Source organism: Kribbella sp. NPDC056345 (assembly GCF_042262745.1).
Taxonomy (GTDB): domain Bacteria; phylum Actinomycetota; class Actinomycetes; order Propionibacteriales; family Kribbellaceae; genus Kribbella.
Genome location: NZ_JBHJQQ010000001.1, coordinates 537,773 through 558,547, shown reverse-complemented (window position 1 = coordinate 558,547; position 20,775 = coordinate 537,773). Strand labels below are relative to the sequence as shown.

Genomic DNA, 20,775 nt, shown 5'->3' with positions numbered 1-20,775 from the left:
TAGGCCGTCTCAATCCGAGGCCAGCGCTTCCGTTGGCGTGAGCAACGATGCGCGGATCGCCGGGTAGACCCCGGCCAGTACCCCGACCGAGATCGACGCAGCCAGGCCGGTGAGCAGAGCGGAGGCCGGAATCGCCACCGGCCAGTCCTGGGATTCGGCGTACCCGATCACGCCGATCACCCCGAGGACCGCGCCCATCAGGCCACCGATCGCGCACAGTACGACGGACTCGGTCAGGAACTGGCCGCGGATCTGCCGCCGGTTGGCACCGAGCGCGCGGCGCAGGCCGATCTCGCGACGGCGTTCGAGGACGGAGATCACCATCGTGTTCGCGACCCCGATGCCACCGACCAGCAGCGCGACCCCGGCCAGGCCGAGGAACAGGGTGGAGAAGGCGTTCTGCGTGATGCGTTTCGCCGCGAGCGCCTCGGACGGCCGGCTGATCTGAACCAGGCCGGGCTGCTCGGGACTGAGCGTGCGACCCAGTACGGCGCGGACGTCCTCGACCGCGGTGTCGGTGCACCGGACGTAGACCACCGACGGTCGTCCGTCGAAACCGAGGTTGGTCTTGGCGGCGTCCCAGCCGATCAGCACGGATTGCGCGACGTCCGGTGCCAGTGGTGAGTCGGCAAGCACGCCGATCACCGTGAACCAGGTGTCGTTGAGCAGAATCCGGGGGAGCGGTTGACCGGCGGGCAGGCTGGTGATTCCCAGCCAGGTAGCGGCTTTCGCGCCGAGCACGACGGTCGGGAACTTGTCGGTTGCGGGGGACAGGAACTTACCGGCGTACATCTTGGCGCTGAGCAGGCCGAGCAGATTGGGCGTCCCGGCCAGCACGGTGATCCCGCTGCTGTTGGTGGTCGCGTCGATCTTGTCCGAACGCCGTACGCTCGCGTGCACGTTGGCCACGCCACTGACGTCCTGCACCGGCCCGATCCGCCCGGCCATCCCCACCGCCTCGACCGGCAGCCCGGCTGGAGCGCCGCTCTTGTCCGTCGCATCCGGTACGGCGGCCGCCCGGAGCAGGTCCGGTCCGAGGGTCGACAACTCGTCGAGCACTGCTTGCTGGCTGGAGGCGGGGATGCCGGTGACGACGATCATGGTGGCGATACCGATGGAGATACCGAGTGCCGAAAGGGCAGCGCGCAACGGCCGGGTTCTCACCCGAGTCAGCCCGAGCAGCAGCAGATCGGAGAGCGCCAGCCGGACCGGCTGGGTCAGCTTGGTCATGGGCTCACCAGGTGGCCGTCGCGCATTTCGAGTTGGCGGGGGAGCTGCGCGGCGATGTCGCGGTCGTGCGTGATGACGGCGATCGTCGTACCGGCTGCGTGCAGTTGAGTCAGCAGGTCCAGGACGGCTAGGCCGTTGGCAGTGTCGAGAGCGCCGGTCGGCTCATCGGCCAGCACGACTGAGGGGTTGTTGACCAGGGCTCGGGCGATCGCCACGCGTTGGCGTTCGCCCCCGGAGAGTTGGTGCGGATGGTGGTTGGCTCGGTGCGACAGGCCGACTTTGGCGAGGGCTTCGAGCGCGAGTGGTTTCCGCGCGCGCCGCGGCGTACCGGCGTACAGGAGTCCGGTGGCCACGTTCTCGGTCGCGGTGTGACCGTCGGACAGGTGGAATTGCTGGAAGACGAAGCCGATCGAGCGTCCGCGCAGGGCAGACAGTTCGCGGTCGGAGAGGCTGGCGACGTCGTGGCCGCTGATCGCGACCGTACCCGTGGTGGGACGGTCGAGCGTGCCCATCAGGTTGAGCAGGGTCGACTTGCCGGAGCCGGACGGGCCGACGATCGCGATGAGTTCGCCCGGTTCGATCTGCAATGAGACGTCGTCCAGGGCCCGGACACCGCCGGGGTACTCCTTGACCGCATGGGTGAGTTCGACGACCGCGGTCATGAGGTCGTCACCACCTTCAGGCCCGCCTGGAGGCCGGTCCCCGTGATCTCGACGTTGCCGTCGGCAAACATTCCGGTCTGTACGCCGACCAGCGTGGTCGTCGTACCGTTCACCACCTGTACGGCGTACCCACCCTCGCGCAGCGCGAGTAGTGCAGCAACCGGTACGACGAGGACGCCCTTGCGACTGGGACCGGGCACAGTGACCTGAACCGGGCCGGTGTCGACACCCTTGCTCGCGGCCTGTTGGTCGAGTGTGATCGTCGCAACCAGCTGCGGCTTCGTGCCGCCGTCGGACGGACTGCCGTCATCGGGTGGAGCGGTGGCGTCCGTGCTGACACTGCGAATCGTCCCGGTAGTGTCTTTGCCGTTCGGTAGCGCGAGCTTCACCTTGACACCGGCCTTGATGCCGTCGGCCGCGTCGGCGTCGAAGGGCAGCGAGACGACCTTGTCGGTCGCGGTGACGCCGAGCAGTTCGGTCGCGGCCGGATCGCCGAGCGCGGCCTTGATCGAGTCGACCCGTACGGCGCCGGGCAGCACGACGACTGTGGTCGGGTCGATCAGGCCGGTCGGCTCCTGATCCTGCGACTTCTGCCATTCCTTGATGGCCTGGGTGGTGGCGGGGGTGAGTTTGTCGGTCGTTGTCTTGGGCAAGAAGCCGAGTGCTGTCAGGTTCTGCTTGACGACCCGGACGTCCGGCCCGGTCAGTGGTTTGTCCTTGGCCGGCTTGCCGATCGGGCGGAAGAGCGGGGTGGATCCGTAGAACAACGTCACCGGCTCGTTGTCCAACCGGAACAGCACGTCGCCGCGCTCCACCGTCGTGTTTGCCTTCGGCAACCACGTGATCGTGCCGGTGGCATGACTCTTGATCGTCGAGCTGCCGCCGTACCCGAGCTGCCCGGTGACGTCCCTGGCCTGGGACAGATCGGTCCGGGCGATCTCCACCGTCTGGGCCGGATCGGGGCCGTTCGCCGCGACTGCCTTCTCCGGGCGATCGACGTACCGGAACCCGGCCAGACCGCCGCCGACCACCGTCAGCGCGACAACCACCGTCACCACACGTTTCACTTGCCGGCCACCTCGCGCTGGCATTCGGGCATCAGGTCCATGCCCTTGGTGATGGACTGCATGTCGTTGTTCTTGCCACCGAGCGACGGGCCGACGATGCCGGACGACGTGTCCTTGGACAGCTCGACGTACTTGACGCCCTTGTCCTTGAGGCACTGCACGACCTTGCGGCCGAACTCCATCGCATCCGGGTTGTTGGCGTCGACCTCCCAAGCAGGCAGCGGCAGCTTCGGCTCGCAGACCTTGCCTGCATTCTTCGCCTTCTTCGGGTCCGTGACCGGCCCACTGCCCAGTACGGCGGCCTCCTTCCGCTTCGCGAGGACGTCGATCCCGTTGTCCTTCATGCATTGCAGGTACGGCTGGAGCAGCCGCTGGCGGTCCGCATCGGTCATGTCGATCCGCTCCCGGACGCGGCCGGCATCCGGGTCCTTCGGGGTCGCCTTCGTGGTGCTACCGCCCTTGCCGGGGGTCGGCGTCTCGAGTGTGGCGATATCCGGTGCCTTCCCGGTCTGAGCCTGGGTGTCCGCCTTCGAGGCCGAACAGCCGGCCGCCAGCACCACCACCAGCACCATCGGTGCCCACTGCAACAGTCTCCTGATCGTCATACACGCCACGATGCCGACCGAATGTCAGGGAATTGTCGGCTCCCGGTGCCGATCCTGTCCTCGCCTACTTGGACTCGGTGGCTGCGAGCCCCGCAAGCTCCTCCGAGGCTTCTTGCCAGGCGGAGCTGCCGGGGTTGAACTGAGTGTGCAGGTAGGCCGCGGTCAGGCGGGCGATGGCGGCGACTCGCTGCGGATCCTCGTCGGTGGTCTCGGCGGCGTCGTACCCCTGGATGCCGCCGAGGAGGTGCTCGGCGCCGAAGACGGTGAGCAGGGTCTTGGGGGCCGGTGCCAGGTGGTACGGGTCGGCGTGCCAGTCGGGGCCCAGGTCGGTGAAGTGCTGTGAGTCGTCCTTGTCGCCGATGACCACCAGGGCCGGTGTCGTCATCGTGCTGAAGTCGATCGTCCGCGCGAAGTCGATGGCGTCTGCCATCGGGCCGTTCAGGACGTCGCCGCGGCCCGGGGCAGCCAGGACGATGCCCTGCTTGATCCGCGGCTCGCGCAGGTCCGCGATCTCGCCGGTGCCGGGGTCGGTGATGCGGGCCCCGAGCAACTGAGTGGCGGTGAAGCCGCCGAGCGAGTGGCCGGCGACGGCGACATGGTCGCGGTTCACCCGGCCGGCGAGCTGCTTTACGGCGTCCTCGATGAGGTCGAACTGGTCGAGGATCTGGGACATGTCTTCGGCGCGCGATCGCCAGAAGTACGGCGCTCCCGGCGCGGCACCGACCACGCTGGTCAGCGTCCGCGAGCTGAGGTGGGTGGGCTGGACGACGACGAAACCACGCGCGGCCCAGTCGTTGGCGAGTGGGGCATAGCCGTTCAGCGAGGACAGATTGTTCGCGAAGCCGTGGCCGTGCGACAGCAGGATCACCGGCAGGTCCGTGCCGGTCGCCGGTGCTGAGACCCGGACCTGGAGGTCGACGGGCCGGCCGGGGACGGACAGGATCACCGGGCTGTAGGAGAGGACGCTCATGTTGCTTCCTTCGGTGCACTAGAGTGAGAACCGGGACGTTGTTCCACTTACGATACGGAACGTTGTTCCGGTTATCAAGTGGGACGTCGTTCCGTTTGCTGCGAAGGAGGGAGTTCGGATGGCGGAGACCGGCCGGAACAGACGGTCCGATGCGCTGCGGAACGAGCAAAAGCTGCTCACTGCGGCGGCCGAGGTGTTCCTGGTGTCCGGCGTCGATGCGCCGATCCGGGAGATCGCGGCCCAGGCCGGCATCGGTACCGGGACCATCTACCGGAACTTCCCGACCCGCGCGGACCTGGTCGTCGCCGTCTACCGGCATCAGGTCGAGGCCTGCGCCGAAGCCGGCCCGCGCCTGCTGGCCGAGCTGGACTCACCGTTCGCGGCGCTGCGGGAGTGGGTCGACCTCTTCGTGGACTTCCTGGTCACGAAACACGGCCTCGCGCACGCATTGCAGTCCGACAGCAGTGGCTTCGAAGCCCTGCACGGCTACTTCCTCGACCGCCTGCTGCCGATCTGCACCGAGCTGCTCGAGGCCGCCGCCGAGGCCGGCGAGATCGTCTCCGACATCAAGGCCTACGAGCTGATGCGCGGCATCGGAAACCTCTGCATCGGCCGTGAAGGCGACGCCACCTACGACCCTCGCCGCCTGGTCAATCTGCTGCTGGACGGCCTCGCGCACTGAGTTTCTTGCAAAGGAATCTTTGCAAAGCTATCTTTGCATCATGCAAGAGGTGATCTCGGCCCGGGCGCCGGCTTTGGGTACGGCGGCGTTGCGGGCGCTCGCGCATCCGCTGCGGGTGCGGATTCTCGACGAGCTGTCGATGTACGGACCGCTCACGGCCAGTGGGTTGGGGGAGCGGCTCGGTGAGTCGAGCGGATCCACCAGCTACCACCTTCGCCAGTTGGCGAAGCACGGTCTGGTCGCCGAGGATGTCGGGCGCGGCACCGGGCGGGAGCGCTGGTGGATGCGGGCGCCGGGATCAATCACGCTGCCGGACGCACATCAGCAGCCGGAGGGCAGTGCCGAGCGGCTCGCGACCGAGCTGATCGATCAGGAGTGGATGCGCCGCCGCGACGACGCCGTCCGTGAATTCCGTGAGCACGCTTTCAGTGCTGAGTGGCTCGACGTTGCCTCGTTCGACACCGTCAACCTGCGGCTCACTGCCGACGAACTCCGGTCCGTTGTGGCCGACATCGACGCAGTCATCGCTCGCCGCCTCCAAGTTCAACCGTCTGCAGGTGCCCGACCGGTGCAGCTGCAGCTCAATGCGTTCCCGCTGGCTCGCGGCGGAACCGACGAGGAGTAGTCCGATGGATCCCTTCACGATCGCCGTACCCGATGCGGAGCTCGACGATCTCCGGTCGCGACTGCGGCGGACGCGATTCGCCGTACCGACTGCGAAGGACTGGGAGGCCGGTGTCGATCCGGACTACCTGCGTTCGCTCGTCTCCCACTGGGCCGACGAGTTCGACTGGCGGGCCGCCGAGGCGCGGTTGAACGAATACCCGCAGTACATAGTGGACGGCACTCACTTCGTGCACATCCGACGCGATCCGACGCGGCCGCCGGTCCTGCTCACGCATGGCTGGCCGAGCACGTTCGCTGAGCTGTTGCCGCTCGCCGACCTGCTCGAGGTCGACGTGGTCATCCCTTCGCTGCCCGGGTTTCTGTGGTCGACACCGACCGAGGGGCCGGCCACGAAGGTTGCGATCGCCGAGCGGTACCACCGGCTGATGACCGAGACCCTCGGCTACGAGCGGTACTTCGCCTTCGGTGGTGATATCGGCGGCTCGGTGTGCGGGTGGCTCGCGACGATGTACCCGGCCCAGGTCGCCGGAATCCACGTCATCCACGGGCCGTTCCCGTCGGACTTCGCGGAGCCGATCACCGAGGCCGAGCAGGTGTGGCTCGACTCGGATGACGAGCGCGGCGACGAGGACGGCGGCTACGGAGCCATCGTCGGCACCCGGCCTGACACGGTTGCTGCGGCGCTGCTGGACTCACCCTCCGGGCTGGCCGCGTTCATCATCGACAAGCTGCGTGCCTGGAGCGACTGCCACGGCGACCTCGAGTCGCGTTTCAGCCGCGACGACCTCTGCACGATCGTCACCCTCTACTGGGTGACAGCCTCGATCGGTACGTCGTTCCGTCCGTACTACGACGGTTCGCACAACGGGAACCGGCCGACCATCGGCGTACCGGTCGCGGTCACCCAGAGCCAGGAGTGGAACATGCCGCTGTTCCCGCGCTCGATCGCCGAGCGCGCGGCCGGCGACATCCGGCGCTACCTCGCACCGGACGGCGGCGGCCACTTCATGGCCTTCGAGGAGCCCAAGCTCGTGGCCGGCGAGCTCACCGCGTTCATGCGCGAGGTGTAGAAGGCGGCTGCGCAGGTGCGTGTCATCAGAATTTCAGGCTATGGAACGAACATGTACCCATGACTACCGCTCTGGCCGCCGTCGCTGCCGCTCTGTTCCTGGTCCGGTTCGGGTTGTTCGTTGCGCTCCATCTTGTCCGCAGCGAGTACAACCCCATCGAGCATGCTGTCAGTGACTACGCCGTCGGATCCACCCGCCGCCTCTCGACAGTCGCCACCTGGGTCTGGGCTGCCGCCTGGGCGGCCCTGGCCGGTGCCGTCGACCGCGGTGCGGTCTGGCTGCTGATCCTGGCCGCGATCTTCGTCGTACTCCCGTTCCTCCCGACCGATCTCGAAGGCGCCCGCCGTACGGCGATCGGCCGGATCCACTACCTGGCCGCGATCGCCTGGTTCGCCATCAGCTTCAGCCTGACCAGCACGTTCACCGACCAGTTCGACCTGGTCGTGCTGAATGCCTTGCGCTGGATCGCCCTGGTCTCGCTCGCCGCCCTGGTTGTCGCGCTGGTCGTCCGCCCGCTGCGCCGACGGTTCTTCGGCCTGTCCGAGCGGATCTTCATCGCCTCGATCAACCTCTTCTACCTTGTCGTCCCGATCGCCGTCCTGACCCGCTGAGGTGTGCGGAAGGACAGGTAGTAGTCGCTGGATCGCGGGGTTCTGGGTGGGGCTCAGGCGGGAACGGGGGTATACGTACATGACTACGTCCTGTTGTTACGTACAGTCGGGGGCGTGATTGCTGGGGTTTCGGTGCGGGCGGTGCTCGAGGCGCGGGAGCTTGGGGTGCCGATTGCGCTGCCGACGTCCGGTACTACCGATCGGCCGCGGATGGTGGTGCGGGACACGGAGTCGTGGTGGGCGTCGTTCGAGGCCTACTCGGAGCTGACTGGGGTTGGTTCGGGGGCGGCTGTGTGGGTTCCGGGGCCGTTGAGCGCGACGATGAACCTGTTTGCGGCGGTGCATGCGGAGGTGGTCGGGGCTCGGGTTGTGGGGGAGCCTGGGGAGGCGACTCATGCTTGTCTGACTCCGGCTCAGCTTGATCGGCTGGGTGGTGAGTTGGGGCCGGAGGTGGTGATCTGCGTGGCGGGGGCTCGGTTGGAGCGGCGGGCCGCGGCGGCGAATGTCGTGCACTACTACGGCGCTGCTGAGTTGTCGTTCGTTGCTGCGGGCACGCATGCCGATGACCTGCGGCCGTTCGACGGGGTGGAGGTCGAGCTCCGGGACGGCGAGATCTGGGTGCGGTCGCCGTACGTGTGCCTCGGGTACGCCGATGGCGCCACCGGCCCGTTGCGCACCGATCCGGACGGGTGGGCGACGGTGGGTGATCGCGGACGCTGGTCCGGTACGACGCTCAGCGTGCTCGGTCGGCCCGGAGCTGTCACGACATCCGGGGCGACTGTGGTGATCGCCGAGGTGGAGGAACGGCTAGCGAGTGTTGCGCGGGGGCCCGTGGTGGTGTTCGGGGTTCCGCATGCGGTGCTCGGGGAGGTGCTGGCGGTTGCGGTTGTGGTGGAGGCTGATCTGGCGACACTGCGCGAGTACGCGCGGGAACACCTGCCGCCGTCACACCGGCCGCGGCGCTGGCAGTTTGTCGGCGAACTGCCGCTGACACCCGGCGGGAAGATCGATCGAGCGAGGCTGGCGCGTGTCTGACGTGTTCATCACCCATGCGCTCCGGACGCCGATCGGTACGGCAGGCAAGGCGTTTCGCGATGTCGCGGCCGCCGACCTCGGCGCTGCCGTGCTGAAGCAGCTCGTTCCCGCTGGTCAGGTCGAGGACGTTGTCCTAGGCAACTGCATGGGCCCGGGCGGAAACGTCGCCCGGGTAGCCGCGCTGACCGCAGGCATTGCCGACCACGTGCCGGCGCTGACAGTCGACCGCCAATGCGCAAGCGGCCTGGCCGCCATCCAACTCGCGGCCGCAGGCTTCTCACAAGGAACTGTCTTGGCGGGTGGGGTTGAGAGTGCGTCGACCGCTCCGTGGCGGTTTTGGCCTCCGGTGGGGGATGCGGGGGCGGTGCGGTATGACCGGGCGCCGTTTGCTCCTGTTGGGCGGGATCCGGAGATGGGTGCGGCGGCTGATTTGTTGGCTGAGCTGCAGGGGATCACGCGGGGGCGGCAGGACGAATATGCGGCGCGGTCGCATGAGCGGGCCGCGGCGGCGCAGGTTGCTGGAGCGTTTGAGGGGGAGATCGTTCCGGTCAACGGTCAGACGGTTGATGAGCGGATCAGGCGTGGGCTGACGGTGCAGCGGCTGGCGAAGTTGCCTGCGGTGTTTCGGGCCGACGGCACGGTGACTGCTGGCAATTCGTGTGGCATCAACGATGGCGCGGCGGTGGTCGCACTGTCCAAGACCGGGCCGGGGCTGGGGGTGTTGGCGACCGCTTCGGCAGGCGTGGATCCGACGTTGCCCGGGCTGGGAATCGTGCCCGCCGTACAAAAGGTGCTCAAGGCAACGGGTCTGGGGATTGAGCAGATCGATGTCTGGGAGTTCAACGAAGCCTTCGCTGGCCAGGTGCTCGCGTGCTGCGACGTGCTCGGTCTCCCCGACGAGCGCGTCTGCACCCAAGGCGGTGCGCTGGCGCTCGGCCATCCCTGGGGCGCGAGCGGCGCCGTACTGGCGGTGCGGTTGTTCAGTCAGCTGGTCACGCAGCAGAGCGGCCGGTACGGCGTTGCGGCGATCGCTGCCGGTGGTGGCCAAGGTACGGCGATCCTGGTCGAAGCATGCCGCTGATCGAATTCACCGAGGTCACGCACGCCTTCGGGGACGGGCAACCCGTCCTCAAGGACGTCACCGTCGAGCTCAGCGAACGGCGCATCGGCATCATCGGCGGCAACGGTTCCGGCAAGTCGACGTTCGTCCGGATGATCAACGGGCTCGTCCTCCCTGAGACCGGGACCGTGCGGGTCGACGGCGACAGTACGGCGAACCAGGCGCGCCGGATCCGCCGCAAGGTCGGGTTCTGCTTCACGAATCCGGACTCGCAGATCGTGATGCCGACGGTCGCCGAAGATGTTGCCTTCGGCCTCCGTCGGCTGCGCCTCGCCAAGCCCGAGGTGCAGCAGCGCGTCGCCGACGTCCTCGCCACCTACGGCCTGACCGAGCTCGCCGATCGACCCGCGCACACATTGTCCGGTGGTCAGAAGCAACTGCTCGCCCTGGCCTCCGTCGTGGTCACCGAACCCGAGGTCCTGGTACTCGACGAGCCGACCACACTGCTTGACCTGAGCAACGAACGACGGATCCGCCACGAGATCGAACGGCTAGACCTGCAAGTGATCCTGGTGACCCACCACCTGCACCTGCTGGACGGTTTCGATCGCACACTGGTCTTCGACAACGGCCGTCTCGTCTGCGACGACGAGCCGGATCAGGCACGCGCGGCGTACCGGAGTCTGGCCTCATGAGCGATCTCATGACCTACGTCCCCGGTACGTCGATCTTGCATCGAACCAAAGCCGGTACGAAGGTACTCACCCTGGCCGTGGTCTCGATCGCAACCGTAGTCATCGACAACGTCTGGCTGACCGCAGGCGCACTCGTGCTCGCGGCAACAGCTGCAGCGACAGCACGCATGCCCCGCAAAGTCCTCGTCAGGCAGTGGAAGGCCTATCTGCTGATCGTCGTCCTGCTCGGCGGCTACCAATGGCTGACCGATGGACCAGCGACCGCCTTCCACGTCGCCGGCGGTCTGGCCGCGCTACTCATCCTCGCCGGCGTGATCAGCAGTACGACGCGCACGACCGAGCTGCTCGACCTCGCAGTCCGGTGTGCCACGCCCCTCAAACGCGTAGGCGTCGACCCCGAGCGCTTCGGCATCGCCCTCGCCCTCGGCATCCGCTCGGTCGCGGTCGTCTTCGACCTCGCCCGGGATGTCCGCGAAGCCCAACTGGCTCGCGGACTCGGCTTCAGCCTCCGGGCGTTCGCCGTACCGCTGGTGGTCCGCTCGCTCCGTCAGGCCGACGGATTGGCCGAGGCCTTGATTGCCCGCGGCTTCGACGACTGACGGCGCGGCAGCAGATCCGGTACGGCGCGATGTACGGCATCGGCCACGACCGTCGCGATGACTGCCTTCACACTGTCCCCGATCAGGAAGAACGCGCTCCCCGTGATCGCCTCACCGAGACTGAGGTGTGCCCGCCAGGCGGTGACCGGGATGCCGATGCAGTACAGCACCACGATCCCACCGAAGACGATGCTCGGCAGCCCCAGCCACATCCGGTACGGCGCTCCGAACCGGTACACGAGAGTCCCGATCACGAACGCCGCGACCGGGAACCCGATCACGTATCCGGCGCTCGGCCCGGTGAAGACACCCAGCCCACCCCGGCCGCCGGACAGCAGCGGCAGACCGAGCGCAACCAGCGCAAGGAACAGCAACATCGAAAGCCCACCCCGGCGACCGCCGAGGACAGCACCAGTGATCATCACGCCCAGTGTCTGCACGGTGACCGGCACCGGGAACCCGAACGGTGACACACCTGGCACCAGGCCCATGGCGCCGACCAGACCCGCGAAGGTCGCGATCAACGCCAGGTCCCGGGTACGCCTCTCAGAGCTCATGGCGTCATTGTGCCTGCTTCACCCGGCCCACTTGAAGGTGGTGACGGCTCCGGCGGGCAAGGTGTAGTTGAACGACTGGCCGGCGTACCGGACGGTGAAGGTCCTGGCCGAGCCGGACGGGTTGAGCGCGATCAGGGCGATCGAGTTGTCCGGGTTGCGGAAGGCAACGGTCTCGACGCTGCCCGCGACGTTCGTGGAGCTGATCCGGCGTGCACCAGGGACGACGAACTTGCTCGCGTGACCGAGGGCGTAGTACTCGACGTTGTAGGCGACATTCCCGGTGCCGTTGTTGATCGTGACCACGCCGCGGCAGTTGGTGCAGCCGCCGTTCGTGGGGCCGTGGTTCTGGTCGAGGGCGAGGTTCCAGAACAGGACGCCCTTGGCCCAGTTCCGGGTACCGCCGATGATCAGGTTCTGCAGGTTCCACTTCAGGTTGTCGCCGAAGTTGGTGGCCCACTCGCCGCCCGAGCACTCGGTGAACCAGATGTCGCGATCAGGATGCGCATTGTGTACGGCGGTCTGCGCGCTCACGTCACCGCCGTAACAATGGAACGCCGACCCGGCCAGGTACTGCTTCGCGCCCGCGTCGTTGAGGACCGTGGTCGCGTAGCTGGCCTCGTTCCAGTTGTGGTCCCAGGCAACGAGCTTGGGCGTCAGCCCGTTCGCCGCGAGCTTCGGGCCGAGGTGGTTCTTGATCACGTCGGCCTGCTGACCTGCCGCCATCCGCATCGATTCGTACGCCGCCTCGTGATGCGGCTCGTTCTGGATCGCGAGCGAGTAGATCGGCAGCCCTTCGGCCGCATAGGCCTGCAGATACTTCACGTAGTAGTCGGCGAAGACGCCATGGCGGTCGGTGCGCAGACTGCCGCCGTACAAGGAGTTGTTGGTCTTCATCCAGGCCGGTGGCGTCCACGGGCTGGCCATGATCTTGAGCGAGGAGTTCTTCGCCTTGGCCGCTTTGATGACGGGGATCGTGAACGCCTTGTCGTGGTTGATCGAGAAGTCGTTCAGATCGCAGCAGGTGTCGTCGAAGGTGTAGTCGGCACTGTTCGCGGTGAAGTCGCTGGCGCCGATCGGGAGCCGCATCAGACTGAGACCGATGCCGTTCGTGCGGTCGAAGAGTTTGGTCAGCATCGCGTCGCGCTGGCTGCTGTTCTGCCGGTTCCAGGTCAGCCAGGTGGACGAGTCGGTGAACGCGGCACCGAAGCCGTCCATGGTCTGGTACGTCGTGCCGGCGTTCACGTCGATGGTCGTTCCGCTCGTGGCCGAGCCGAACGCGACATCGGCCTGCCGAGCGAGCAGCCGGGAGCCGTCGGCGGTGGTCAGCCACACCTCGGACGAGGTCGCGGCCTGCGCCGGGGGAGCGCCGGGGAGGAGGACCGCCAGTGCGACAGCAGCGGCGACGGGTCGGACGGATCTGGACATGTGAGCCTCCGTGGGGGCGGTGCGGAGTACTTACCTACTGAATGTTCGGTAAGTGTTTCCGTCACGTCAAGACCTCGTGACCACTGGTTTCAGCGCGTCAGTGCGGTGATGAGATCGCGGATCAGCGAACCCATGTCGACGGCCTCGGGGTCGTAGAGCCACTGGATCTGCAGACCGTCCATGGCCGCGATGACCAAGGTCGCCACCCGGACCGGATCCGGGCCGGCCGGCAGATCACCGGCCGCCTGTGCGGTGCGGATCTCGTCCGCGATCATCCGGCGCAGGCCGTCGTACCGGGCCCGGAAGTAGTCCTGGGCCGGGTGGTCGTCGGTGACACCTTCCGCGGACAGGACGGCGTACAGCTGGGTGACGCCGCGGCGCCGGCTGTTCCGCTCGGCGGTGGCGGCGAGATGGTCGAGGAAGTCGGTGCCGTAGGGGCGCTCCGGGTCGTTCACCTCGGCGATCTCAGAGCCGTCGCGATGGGCGAGCAGCTCGGTCAGCAGCTGGTTCTTGCTACCGAAGTGGTGCAGCAGACCGGCCGGGGTGACCCCGGCCGCAGCGGCGATCTCCTGCAGCGAGGCCTTGTGGAATCCCCTGGTCCCGAAGGCGGCGATGGCCGCCGACAGGATCTCGCCCCGCGTCGTCGCGGTCCGCTCGGCATTGGTCCGCCGGCCCGCCCCCTCCCGCCGATTCGCCATGCGTGCACACTACCTGCGCGGCGCTGTCAAGAGCGTGATCACCGACGTCGAAACGATGGGCGAGATGTCCGAAGGTCCTTACGTTGTTCGGATGGCGACGAACTGGTCCAGACGCACTTTCCTTGCTACTGGTAGTGGCGCACTCGCGGCGGCCGCGGTTCCCAGTGGGTCGGCGGCCGCGGCACCTGCTGCTGTCCCGGCACCGGCAGTGGCTGGGCTCGCGGGGGTGGAGCCGGATATCGAGCTGGCCAAACTGTGGTGGCCGAATCCGCGCAACGTCTGGACGCCGCTCGGCTGGAAGGACCACCTGTTCCGGTTCAACGTCACCTACAACGGCAGCGTGATCGGCGCGCCGTCTCCGCTCGCGCGCAAGATCAAGGAGTTCGAAACGGGCAACGAGCACGACGACAAGCACTATGAGAAGGACCGGCTGCAGCTGGACATGACGCCGTGGGGCGGACCGGCGTTCACCAAGCAGAAGCCGACGGATCCACCGCCGCGGATGCCGGATCTGTACCCGGGCCACTTCTACGTCTACCGCGAGGACCAGGGGCTGTACGGCCGCGGGCGGCAGAGCTGGGCCGACCACCCGACACCGGTGCTGCAGACGGAGTGGACGTTCTCCGAGGCAGGGCTGGTACTGCGGCAGTCGGTGTTCGCCCACGCGCTGAACGGCGCCGACGTGGTGACCGGTCAGGAGCCACTCTTCGCGTGGATCCGGCTCGAGGTGGTTGCCGCTGACCCCCGGTTGGTGAAGGACGGCAGCGACTACGGCTTCGCGATCCGGGTCTGCCGCGCGTACTACTCCCAGGAGCTCCCGTACAACTGGCAGGACGGCATCGTGCTCACGGGCTTCCCGGAGCTCGCCCCCTTCACCTACACCCGGTGGAAGTTCGACCTGAGCACGAGCGCGATGGCCGGCTTCTCGATGTGGGGACCCCGCGGGCCCCAACTCGCCGTACTGGCGATGAAGGGCGCACCGGCCCCGGACTTCATCGATACCAAGGACAGGACCAAGCCGATCTACGAGATCGCCGCCCGGCTCAAGCCGGAGGTCGGATCGCGGGTCGACATCCTGCAGTGCATGCGGCCGGTGGAAGAGACGCGCGAGTTCCTGCCCGAGGTCAATCTCGGGTACGACGGTGCGCTCGCCGAATCGAACCGGTACTGGTCGCGCAAGCCCGCCACCGCGGCCACGGTCAGCACGCCGGAGAAGTACGTCAACGACCTGGTCACGCGGAACATCCAGTTCTCCGAGGTGGTCGCGTGCAAGGTGCCGGGGCAGAACTACTCCACCTTCCTGACCGGATCGATGGGGTACGACGTGCTGTGGACCACGCCGACGTCGATGACCAGCCACATGTTCCTGTCCCTGCTGGGTTATCACGACGTGGTCGCGCAGCACCTCGAGCTCTACAAGGCCACGCAGGGCACGGTGACGCCACCAGGCCCGGACTACTACGTCAAACATCCGGGGTACTTCGCGACGCCGGACACCGTCACTGCCATCAACTGGTTGCCCGACCACGGCGCGGTGATGCTCGCGGTGTCGACCCATGCGCTAATGACCGGGGATCAGGCGTTCATCGACGCCTGGCTGCCCAACCTGCTCAAGGCTTGTGACTGGATCAAGGACGTCTGCGCGCTGACCAATCACGACGGAGTCAAGGGTCTGCCGCCGGCCGGTGGGGCGAGCGATGAGGGCGGCTCGGTCCAGAGCATCTGGGCGACCGCGTGGATCTACAAGGGCCTGATGACGACCCTGCGGCTGCTCAAGCGGCTCAAGCATCCGCGCGAGGAAGAGCTGACGCTCTTCGCCGCGGCGTACCAGGCCAAGGCCGTTCAGGCGCTGGAGACGGTCGGCGCCCAGTCCCCGAAATGGCGGCACCCGGACGGCAACGACTACCCGATCTACCCGGCGAACTACTTCGGCGCGGCCGGAGCGTTCGGCGAGGCCATGCGCCTCGACACCGGCGCCATGGTGATGGTCTGGGCCGGGCTCCTGCCCGCATCCGACGAGCGGATGGTCAAGTACTGCGACTATTTCCGCGTCGGCCCGAACGCCCGACTCTGGAACGGCGGCTCCCGCAAACACCCACTCGACGCTCCGATCCTCGAGCACGAGATCTCCAGCTTCGAACCGATCTACAGCTGGAACATCTTCCACTCCTGGCAGCTGGGCGACCGCGCCAAGTTCCTCGAAGGTCTGTACTCCCTGGCCGCTGGTGGCGTCTCACCGCAGACATACATCCCCTTCGAACACCGCGGCGGTATGTCGGCCTCACTCGGCACGCACGCCACCATCTTCTCGCTGATGCGCCTGGCGGTGGTCGACGACAGCCTCTCCGAGACCGATCTCAACCTCCTCCGCCTCTGCCCGATGGCCTGGCTCGCCACCGGCCAGGACACCGTGTTCGACAAGATGCCGACTGTCTACGGCCCCGTCTCGCTGAAATTCCGCCGTACCGGCAACACCCAACTGACCCTCACCTGGACCGCCGCCTGGCGCACCAAACCCCAACGCCTCCTCGTCCACGCACCCCCCGGCTTCACCACGATCGTCGTCAACGGAACGACGTACGCCGTACCAGCCGAGGGGTATGTCGCAGTACCGATCTAGTAGTCCCAGACCGTCGGTACGAAGCGGAAGGCGTTGCCGGCTACTGCTACGTGGCAGACGGACGGGAATGGGAGGTGGGTGGCGATCAGTTGGTCGCCGCTGGCCGCCAGTTCCTGCAGGAGATTGAGGCGGACGCGGGCCGACTCCTCGGGGTCGTGTTCGAAGCCGTTGTACCAGCCCGGGTTGTCGAAACCGGGCTGGAAGACGGCGTCGCCGGCGAAGGTGAGTCGCTCGCCACCGGACTCCAGGCGCACGATGCTGTGGCCGGGAGTGTGACCGCCGGTTCGACGGAGGACGACCCCGGGTGCCACCTCGTACTCCGTCTCGAATGCCTGCAACTGGCTGCGGTACATGTCCAGGAACCGCGCGGCCGTCGTTCGCAGTACGTCGGGGATCGGTTCCGGCATGACGACGCGCGAGAAGTCCGGCTTCTCCCAGAACTCAGCCTCGGCGGACGCGAGGTGGACCCGGACATCTGCGCGCAGCCGGCCGCGCAGCCCGTCGACGAGCAGTCCACCGATGTGGTCCATGTGCAGGTGGGTGAGCACCACGTCGGTCACGGAGCCAGGGTCGATCCCGGCGGCGTCCAGCCGGAGGGCCAACTGCCCGGCTCGCGGGAAGCCGGGGAACTCCGTCCCCAGCCCGGAATCGATGAGGATGGTCCGGTCACCGCTGCGCACCACGGCCACGTTCAGCGGCCAGTCGAGCACCTCCGGCGGCAGGAACATCTCGCTGAGCCAGGCCGACAGCTCGGCCGGGGCGACGTTCGTGGCCAGCGTCGAGGCGGTGATCGGCAGTACGCCGTCGCTGATCACCATCACGTCGATGTCGCCGACCTTCAGCGCATAACGCGACGGAACCAAGTCGTTGGTGTTGTTGTTCCAGTTCAAGGTCTTCTCCTCTGGAGGGCGCAAAGCGAAGCGACCGTCCGGTCCTGTCGTCAATGACAAGAGGGCAGACCGATCTGTGACAGCGCCCCTAGAGGGATTTTGCGTAGCAGAACGTGGAAGGCTGGTCGACGTACTTGCCCCACGGGTCGGTACGCCGGTAGCCGCTCGACTCGTAGAGACCGATCGCCGCCGGCTGCAGGTGGCCGGTCGACAGCCGCAGCACGGGATGCCCCGCCTCCCGCGCCACATGCTCGAGGCACGTGAGCAGCACCCGGGCAAGCCCGCGCCCACGCGCCTCAGGCGAAACGTACATCCGCTTCACCTCACCGTCGCCGGCATGCTCGTGCTCCGGCTCGAAGGCTTGTACGGCGCCGCACCCGACCGCGGTCTCGTCATCCAGCACCACGAGATACCGCGCCCCGTCCTTCACCTGCGACCGCCCCTCCGCGCCGTACCGCCCGACAAGTTCGTCGAACGCGGCGGCCAGCAACCGAGCCAGCTCCGGATCATCAACAGGACGTTCCTCGATCACCAAGTCAGTCGCCACGGCGCCCAGTCTAGAGTCGGGCGGCGGCTCGCATGGCGTGGAAGACGTCGGTGTTGTCGAGGACGCCGGTGAGGCGGTCGGAGCCGGGGCCGGAGGCGGTCAGGGGAGTGTCGGCGCCGGTGTGGCTGTTGGTGGTCCAGTCGACGGAGAAACGCAGGTTCGAGCCGGGGATCTTGAAGGGGCCTTCCTGGCGGGGGTCGGTTTTCTCCTCGTCGGTGTCGTGGTCCTCGATGCTCAGGCCGCCGGTCTCGTGGTCGCCGTTGATGATGACGAGGGTGTCCGGGTGCTTGGCGACGAAGCGCATGACCTCGGCGACGGTGGTGTCGAGGGCGCGGCCGGCGTCGATCACTCCGGCGGCGTTGTTGTCGTGGGACAGGCCGTCGGTGCCTTCTTCCTCCAGGAACAGGAAGAAGCCGCGGGGGTTCTGGGAGAGCACGTCCAAGGCCTTGCGGGCCATTTGCTGCAGGGGGACACGCGGCGCGTACTTGCCGTTCTCTCCGTAGTCGACCATGTCCTCGTTCGCGAAGAGACCGAGCAGGCGGTTCGAGCGGGTGGTGCGCAGTTCGTCGGCGTTGCGCACGTAGGTGTAGCCCGTGCGCTGGGCCTGCTCGACCAGGTTGCCGTACGGGCTGTTGCTCTCCTCGCCGGGCTTGTCCGGCCACTGACCGGGGTTGCCCTTCGGGAACCACCAGTCTTCGCCGCCACCGAGCAGTACGTCGGGCCTGATGTTCTCGATGTACTGCTTGGCGATGTCGTTCTGCAGATCGCGGCTCGGCACGTGAGCAGCGAAGGACGCCGGTGACGCGCCGGTCACCGTGGCGGTGGTGACCAGGCCGGTCGACTTCCCCGCCTTCTTCGCCAGCTCGAGGATCGTCTCGACCGGCTTGCCCTTCGGGTCCATGCCGATGACGCCGTTGTTGGTCTTGTGACCGGTGGCCAGCGCGGTGGCCGAGGCGGCCGAGTCGGTGACGATCTCATGCGGATCGACGGACGTGGTCCGCACCATCCCGGCAACCGGCAGTTTGTCGAGCTCCAGTTCGCCGTACCGGCCCTTGGTGGCCAGCCGGATCAGGTTGCGCTGCCCGGGCCCCAGACCATCACCCTGGATGTAGATGATGTTCTTCGCGACGCGGGGCTTCTTGGCCTCCTGATCCTGCGTCGTCTGGGCGACGGCGACCGCCGTACTGCCACCGAGAACCGTCAACGCCACTGCCACGGCAAGACCGCGCATATCGCCTCCTGGCTAGAGAATGATGATCAGAACTGCCCGATGAGTACGGCGCCACCGGCCGCCTCGTCATCGGTTCCGTACAGCACCTGGTCGCACGAGCGCGACAGGCAGGTCAGCGCCTCGATCTTGTGGCCCGGGTACCGGGCGAGCTCCTTCGTGGCGAGCCCGATCGAGCCGTCCTTGCCGAGCTTGCCGGCCAGGTACACGGCGGAATCGAACGGACCGTCGTCGCCTGGATCCGATGCCGAAGTGACCAGCACCCGGTTGTCGTCGGTGATCTCGACATCGGAGATGTGCCGTACGTCGGTCGTCGGATAAGGCACCCGGAACGGCACCGTCCGTACCTGCCCGAACGTCGTCGTACCGATATCGAAGGGGGCTGAGTAGAGCGTCGACGAGCGGACATCCTGGCCGCGATCCGCCCAGACGGCGTACAGGCGACCCCGGACCGTCTTCAACGCGAAGCTCTCGTAGTTGTCACCCGGCTGCCCCTGCGGAACCTGGAAGGTGGCCAGCACCTTGAGCCGCAAGCCCTTCAGCTGGAACACGAATCCCTTGCCTGCACTGGCCAAAGCGACGTACTCACCAGACCGGCCTGGCACCGGCTCGACAGCTTCCAGGTCAACGGGCAGTTCACCCGGCCAGGCGATCGGCTCGACCTTGCCGACCTCGCCGTCGTCGAGCCGGACCCGTACGGCGCGGTTCTCGCCGGCCTTCTTGTTGTCCCGCACCACCAGTACGTCGTCGCTGTCGCCCAGTACGGCGATTCCGCTGACACCGGCCGTCATCCCGTCGCCGATCTTCTCCCAGCCGTCATCGCCTCGCTCGGGCGCAGTGCAGGGCAGCGAGCCCGCGTGGAGTGCATGTCCGCCGGTGTTGTCGTCGTCGGCCCAGACGACCTGCTTGCGACCGGACGCACAGTGCGGCGCGATCGCGAAGCCTTCGAGGTTGTAGTTGCCGAGTTGTCCCGGCCGGTCGTAGGTCGTCGCGACGGTGAACTTCCCGTTCACGATCGAGAGCGCTGCGCTCTGTCCCTGACAGTGGTTGTCGCACGTCGACCACAGCCGACCGGTCTCCGGTTCGAACTCGAGGTCCATGTTTGTGGCGAACCCGCCGGCGAACGAGGCCACGCGGGTGAAACTCCCGCCGGACTGGTTCAGCGCGTAGGCGTAGACCATCCCGTTGTCCTCGAGCCCGACGAAGTACAGGCCGGTGCCGTGGTTGGCGTACGAGCCCGGCCGGTAGGCGGCCTGGGTGTTCTCGTCGCGGAAGCCCTTCGAGGTCAGGAACGCGTCCGGGACCCAGGAGATCGCTTCGAGGCCGGAGTTGTCGCCCACCTCGGGAAGGTCGGACGTGAGATCCCATTCGGCAACAGCGTTGACAGATTTCGCCGTGGAGCTCGGGTTGTAGCGGAGCACCTTCAGCAGGCTGGTTCCGCTGTCGTCACCGTCGCGCTCGGTCGCGACCACCACGCCGTCCGGCGTACGGACCACGCCTTCGGCGTCGGGATCACCGCTGCCATCGCGATAGTTCAACGTCCGGCCGCCGACCGCATCCGGCTTCCAGTGGGTGCCGTCGCGAACCAGCCGGTAGAGCGTACTGGGTCCGTTCTTGACTGCCCACAAGACATCTGGGCTCTCGAACGAGAGTCCGCTCAGGTTCGTCCCGAACACATTGCTGCCATCGGCAACAGTCACGGCCGGGCCGCCGGGCCAGGCGGTCGCCGCGTGGGCCGGGGCGGAGATCGAGGACAAGGACACCGCGAGGACAACAGCGGACACGGTCGTACGGCGGACCAGGGACACGTCGCGCTCCTTCCGGCCAACGGGGGCGGGGCTCGGTGAACGGTAGCGGAACAATAAGTAAACTTTCCTAACAGAAACCAGACTGTACC

General features: G+C 67.2%; 21 protein-coding genes. 9 read left to right on the top strand and 12 right to left on the bottom strand.

Annotated elements, in window-relative coordinates; genetic code table 11:
* Positions 1–9: 9 nt before the first annotated feature.
* The 5 genes from ACFCV3_RS02570 to ACFCV3_RS02550 all read right to left on the bottom strand — a co-directional run bounded on the left by ACFCV3_RS02570 (position 10) and on the right by ACFCV3_RS02550 (position 4,534).
* The gene (locus ACFCV3_RS02570) at positions 10–1,230 is read right to left on the bottom strand and encodes an ABC transporter permease (RefSeq protein WP_376025418.1); all 1,221 of its coding nucleotides are present in this window, start codon (positions 1,228–1,230) and stop codon (positions 10–12) included.
* Positions 1,227–1,892, bottom strand: coding sequence for an ABC transporter ATP-binding protein (locus ACFCV3_RS02565; protein WP_376025416.1), 666 nt, complete (start codon positions 1,890–1,892; stop codon positions 1,227–1,229). Before ACFCV3_RS02565 ends, ACFCV3_RS02570 begins: the two co-directional genes overlap by 4 nt.
* Entirely contained in the window at positions 1,889–2,959 is a 1,071-nt protein-coding gene (locus ACFCV3_RS02560) for a peptidoglycan-binding protein (RefSeq protein ID WP_376025414.1), read from the bottom strand. The genes ACFCV3_RS02565 and ACFCV3_RS02560 overlap by 4 nt, the downstream gene beginning before the upstream one ends.
* Positions 2,956–3,564 carry a hypothetical protein gene (locus tag ACFCV3_RS02555; RefSeq protein ID WP_376025412.1) on the bottom strand — a complete coding sequence of 203 codons (609 nt, stop codon included), beginning with the start codon at positions 3,562–3,564 and terminating at the stop codon, positions 2,956–2,958. Before ACFCV3_RS02555 ends, ACFCV3_RS02560 begins: the two co-directional genes overlap by 4 nt.
* Positions 3,565–3,628: 64 nt before the next feature.
* Positions 3,629–4,534, bottom strand: coding sequence for an alpha/beta hydrolase family protein (locus tag ACFCV3_RS02550; RefSeq protein WP_376025410.1), 906 nt, complete (start codon positions 4,532–4,534; stop codon positions 3,629–3,631).
* Between the two features lie 118 nt (positions 4,535–4,652).
* On the opposite strand from ACFCV3_RS02550, the gene ACFCV3_RS02545 reads away from it, so the two are divergent.
* The 8 genes from ACFCV3_RS02545 to ACFCV3_RS02510 all read left to right on the top strand — a co-directional run bounded on the left by ACFCV3_RS02545 (position 4,653) and on the right by ACFCV3_RS02510 (position 10,913).
* Positions 4,653–5,216: a TetR/AcrR family transcriptional regulator gene (locus ACFCV3_RS02545; protein WP_376025408.1), complete on the top strand. Its 564-nt coding sequence runs from the start codon at positions 4,653–4,655 to the stop codon at positions 5,214–5,216.
* A gap of 40 nt (positions 5,217–5,256) precedes the next feature.
* Entirely contained in the window at positions 5,257–5,841 is a 585-nt protein-coding gene (locus ACFCV3_RS02540) for a helix-turn-helix domain-containing protein (protein ID WP_376025406.1), read from the top strand.
* 4 nt (positions 5,842–5,845) lie between these two features.
* Positions 5,846–6,913 (top strand): epoxide hydrolase family protein, encoded by a 1,068-nt coding sequence (locus ACFCV3_RS02535; RefSeq protein WP_376025404.1) that lies wholly within the window; start codon positions 5,846–5,848, stop codon positions 6,911–6,913.
* Positions 6,914–6,972: 59 nt separating this feature from the next.
* Positions 6,973–7,524: a DUF998 domain-containing protein gene (locus ACFCV3_RS02530; RefSeq protein ID WP_376025402.1), complete on the top strand. Its 552-nt coding sequence runs from the start codon at positions 6,973–6,975 to the stop codon at positions 7,522–7,524.
* Positions 7,525–7,638: 114 nt separating this feature from the next.
* Positions 7,639–8,559 carry an o-succinylbenzoate--CoA ligase gene (locus tag ACFCV3_RS02525; RefSeq protein ID WP_376025400.1) on the top strand — a complete coding sequence of 307 codons (921 nt, stop codon included), beginning with the start codon at positions 7,639–7,641 and terminating at the stop codon, positions 8,557–8,559.
* On the top strand, positions 8,552–9,640 hold the full coding sequence (locus tag ACFCV3_RS02520; protein WP_376025398.1) for a thiolase family protein: 1,089 nt from the start codon (positions 8,552–8,554) through the stop codon (positions 9,638–9,640). The genes ACFCV3_RS02525 and ACFCV3_RS02520 overlap by 8 nt, the downstream gene beginning before the upstream one ends.
* The gene (locus ACFCV3_RS02515; protein WP_376025396.1) at positions 9,631–10,314 is read left to right on the top strand and encodes an energy-coupling factor ABC transporter ATP-binding protein; all 684 of its coding nucleotides are present in this window, start codon (positions 9,631–9,633) and stop codon (positions 10,312–10,314) included. Before ACFCV3_RS02520 ends, ACFCV3_RS02515 begins: the two co-directional genes overlap by 10 nt.
* On the top strand, positions 10,311–10,913 hold the full coding sequence (locus ACFCV3_RS02510; protein ID WP_376025395.1) for an energy-coupling factor transporter transmembrane component T family protein: 603 nt from the start codon (positions 10,311–10,313) through the stop codon (positions 10,911–10,913). The genes ACFCV3_RS02515 and ACFCV3_RS02510 overlap by 4 nt, the downstream gene beginning before the upstream one ends.
* Here the strand turns inward: ACFCV3_RS02510 and ACFCV3_RS02505 are convergent.
* From ACFCV3_RS02505 to ACFCV3_RS02495, 3 genes are all read right to left on the bottom strand, one after another.
* Complete coding sequence (locus tag ACFCV3_RS02505) at positions 10,862–11,470, bottom strand: biotin transporter BioY (protein WP_376025394.1); 609 nt, start codon at positions 11,468–11,470, stop codon at positions 10,862–10,864. The genes ACFCV3_RS02510 and ACFCV3_RS02505 overlap by 52 nt on opposite strands.
* An 18-nt stretch (positions 11,471–11,488) precedes the next feature.
* A complete protein-coding gene (locus tag ACFCV3_RS02500; RefSeq protein WP_376025393.1) occupies positions 11,489–12,895 on the bottom strand; it encodes a glycoside hydrolase family 30 beta sandwich domain-containing protein in 1,407 nt (468 codons plus the stop codon).
* An 89-nt stretch (positions 12,896–12,984) separates the two neighbouring features.
* Positions 12,985–13,593: a TetR/AcrR family transcriptional regulator gene (locus ACFCV3_RS02495; protein WP_376025391.1), complete on the bottom strand. Its 609-nt coding sequence runs from the start codon at positions 13,591–13,593 to the stop codon at positions 12,985–12,987.
* A gap of 91 nt (positions 13,594–13,684) precedes the next feature.
* Between ACFCV3_RS02495 and ACFCV3_RS02490 the strand changes: the two genes are divergently transcribed.
* Positions 13,685–16,213 (top strand): hypothetical protein, encoded by a 2,529-nt coding sequence (locus ACFCV3_RS02490; RefSeq protein WP_376025389.1) that lies wholly within the window; start codon positions 13,685–13,687, stop codon positions 16,211–16,213.
* On the opposite strand, the gene ACFCV3_RS02485 is transcribed toward ACFCV3_RS02490, so the two are convergent.
* The 4 genes from ACFCV3_RS02485 to ACFCV3_RS02470 all read right to left on the bottom strand — a co-directional run bounded on the left by ACFCV3_RS02485 (position 16,210) and on the right by ACFCV3_RS02470 (position 20,686).
* A complete protein-coding gene (locus tag ACFCV3_RS02485) occupies positions 16,210–17,103 on the bottom strand; it encodes an MBL fold metallo-hydrolase (protein ID WP_376025388.1) in 894 nt (297 codons plus the stop codon). The genes ACFCV3_RS02490 and ACFCV3_RS02485 overlap by 4 nt on opposite strands.
* 88 nt (positions 17,104–17,191) lie before the next feature.
* Positions 17,192–17,650, bottom strand: a complete 459-nt coding sequence (locus ACFCV3_RS02480; protein WP_376025387.1) for a GNAT family N-acetyltransferase — start codon at positions 17,648–17,650, stop codon at positions 17,192–17,194.
* Positions 17,651–17,660: 10 nt separating this feature from the next.
* Positions 17,661–18,881, bottom strand: coding sequence for an alkaline phosphatase (locus ACFCV3_RS02475; RefSeq protein WP_376025385.1), 1,221 nt, complete (start codon positions 18,879–18,881; stop codon positions 17,661–17,663).
* 26 nt (positions 18,882–18,907) lie between these two features.
* Positions 18,908–20,686, bottom strand: a complete 1,779-nt coding sequence (locus ACFCV3_RS02470; RefSeq protein WP_376025384.1) for a hypothetical protein — start codon at positions 20,684–20,686, stop codon at positions 18,908–18,910.
* Positions 20,687–20,775 lie beyond the last annotated feature (89 nt).

Bases quoted from the DNA above. Each gene is read 5' to 3' on its own strand.
- ACFCV3_RS02570 (WP_376025418.1), bottom strand. From the start codon at position 1,230: ATGACCAAGCTGACCCAGCCGGTCCGGCTGGCGCTCTCCGATCTGCTG.
- ACFCV3_RS02565 (WP_376025416.1), bottom strand. From the start codon at position 1,892: ATGACCGCGGTCGTCGAACTCACCCATGCGGTCAAGGAGTACCCCGGC.
- ACFCV3_RS02555 (WP_376025412.1), bottom strand. From the start codon at position 3,564: ATGACGATCAGGAGACTGTTGCAGTGGGCACCGATGGTGCTGGTGGTG.
- ACFCV3_RS02550 (WP_376025410.1), bottom strand. From the start codon at position 4,534: ATGAGCGTCCTCTCCTACAGCCCGGTGATCCTGTCCGTCCCCGGCCGG.
- ACFCV3_RS02545 (WP_376025408.1), top strand. From the start codon at position 4,653: ATGGCGGAGACCGGCCGGAACAGACGGTCCGATGCGCTGCGGAACGAG.
- ACFCV3_RS02540 (WP_376025406.1), top strand. From the start codon at position 5,257: ATGCAAGAGGTGATCTCGGCCCGGGCGCCGGCTTTGGGTACGGCGGCG.
- ACFCV3_RS02535 (WP_376025404.1), top strand. From the start codon at position 5,846: ATGGATCCCTTCACGATCGCCGTACCCGATGCGGAGCTCGACGATCTC.
- ACFCV3_RS02530 (WP_376025402.1), top strand. From the start codon at position 6,973: ATGACTACCGCTCTGGCCGCCGTCGCTGCCGCTCTGTTCCTGGTCCGG.
- ACFCV3_RS02515 (WP_376025396.1), top strand. From the start codon at position 9,631: ATGCCGCTGATCGAATTCACCGAGGTCACGCACGCCTTCGGGGACGGG.
- ACFCV3_RS02510 (WP_376025395.1), top strand. From the start codon at position 10,311: ATGAGCGATCTCATGACCTACGTCCCCGGTACGTCGATCTTGCATCGA.
- ACFCV3_RS02505 (WP_376025394.1), bottom strand. From the start codon at position 11,470: ATGAGCTCTGAGAGGCGTACCCGGGACCTGGCGTTGATCGCGACCTTC.
- ACFCV3_RS02500 (WP_376025393.1), bottom strand. From the start codon at position 12,895: ATGTCCAGATCCGTCCGACCCGTCGCCGCTGCTGTCGCACTGGCGGTC.
- ACFCV3_RS02495 (WP_376025391.1), bottom strand. From the start codon at position 13,593: ATGGCGAATCGGCGGGAGGGGGCGGGCCGGCGGACCAATGCCGAGCGG.
- ACFCV3_RS02490 (WP_376025389.1), top strand. From the start codon at position 13,685: ATGGCGACGAACTGGTCCAGACGCACTTTCCTTGCTACTGGTAGTGGC.
- ACFCV3_RS02475 (WP_376025385.1), bottom strand. From the start codon at position 18,881: ATGCGCGGTCTTGCCGTGGCAGTGGCGTTGACGGTTCTCGGTGGCAGT.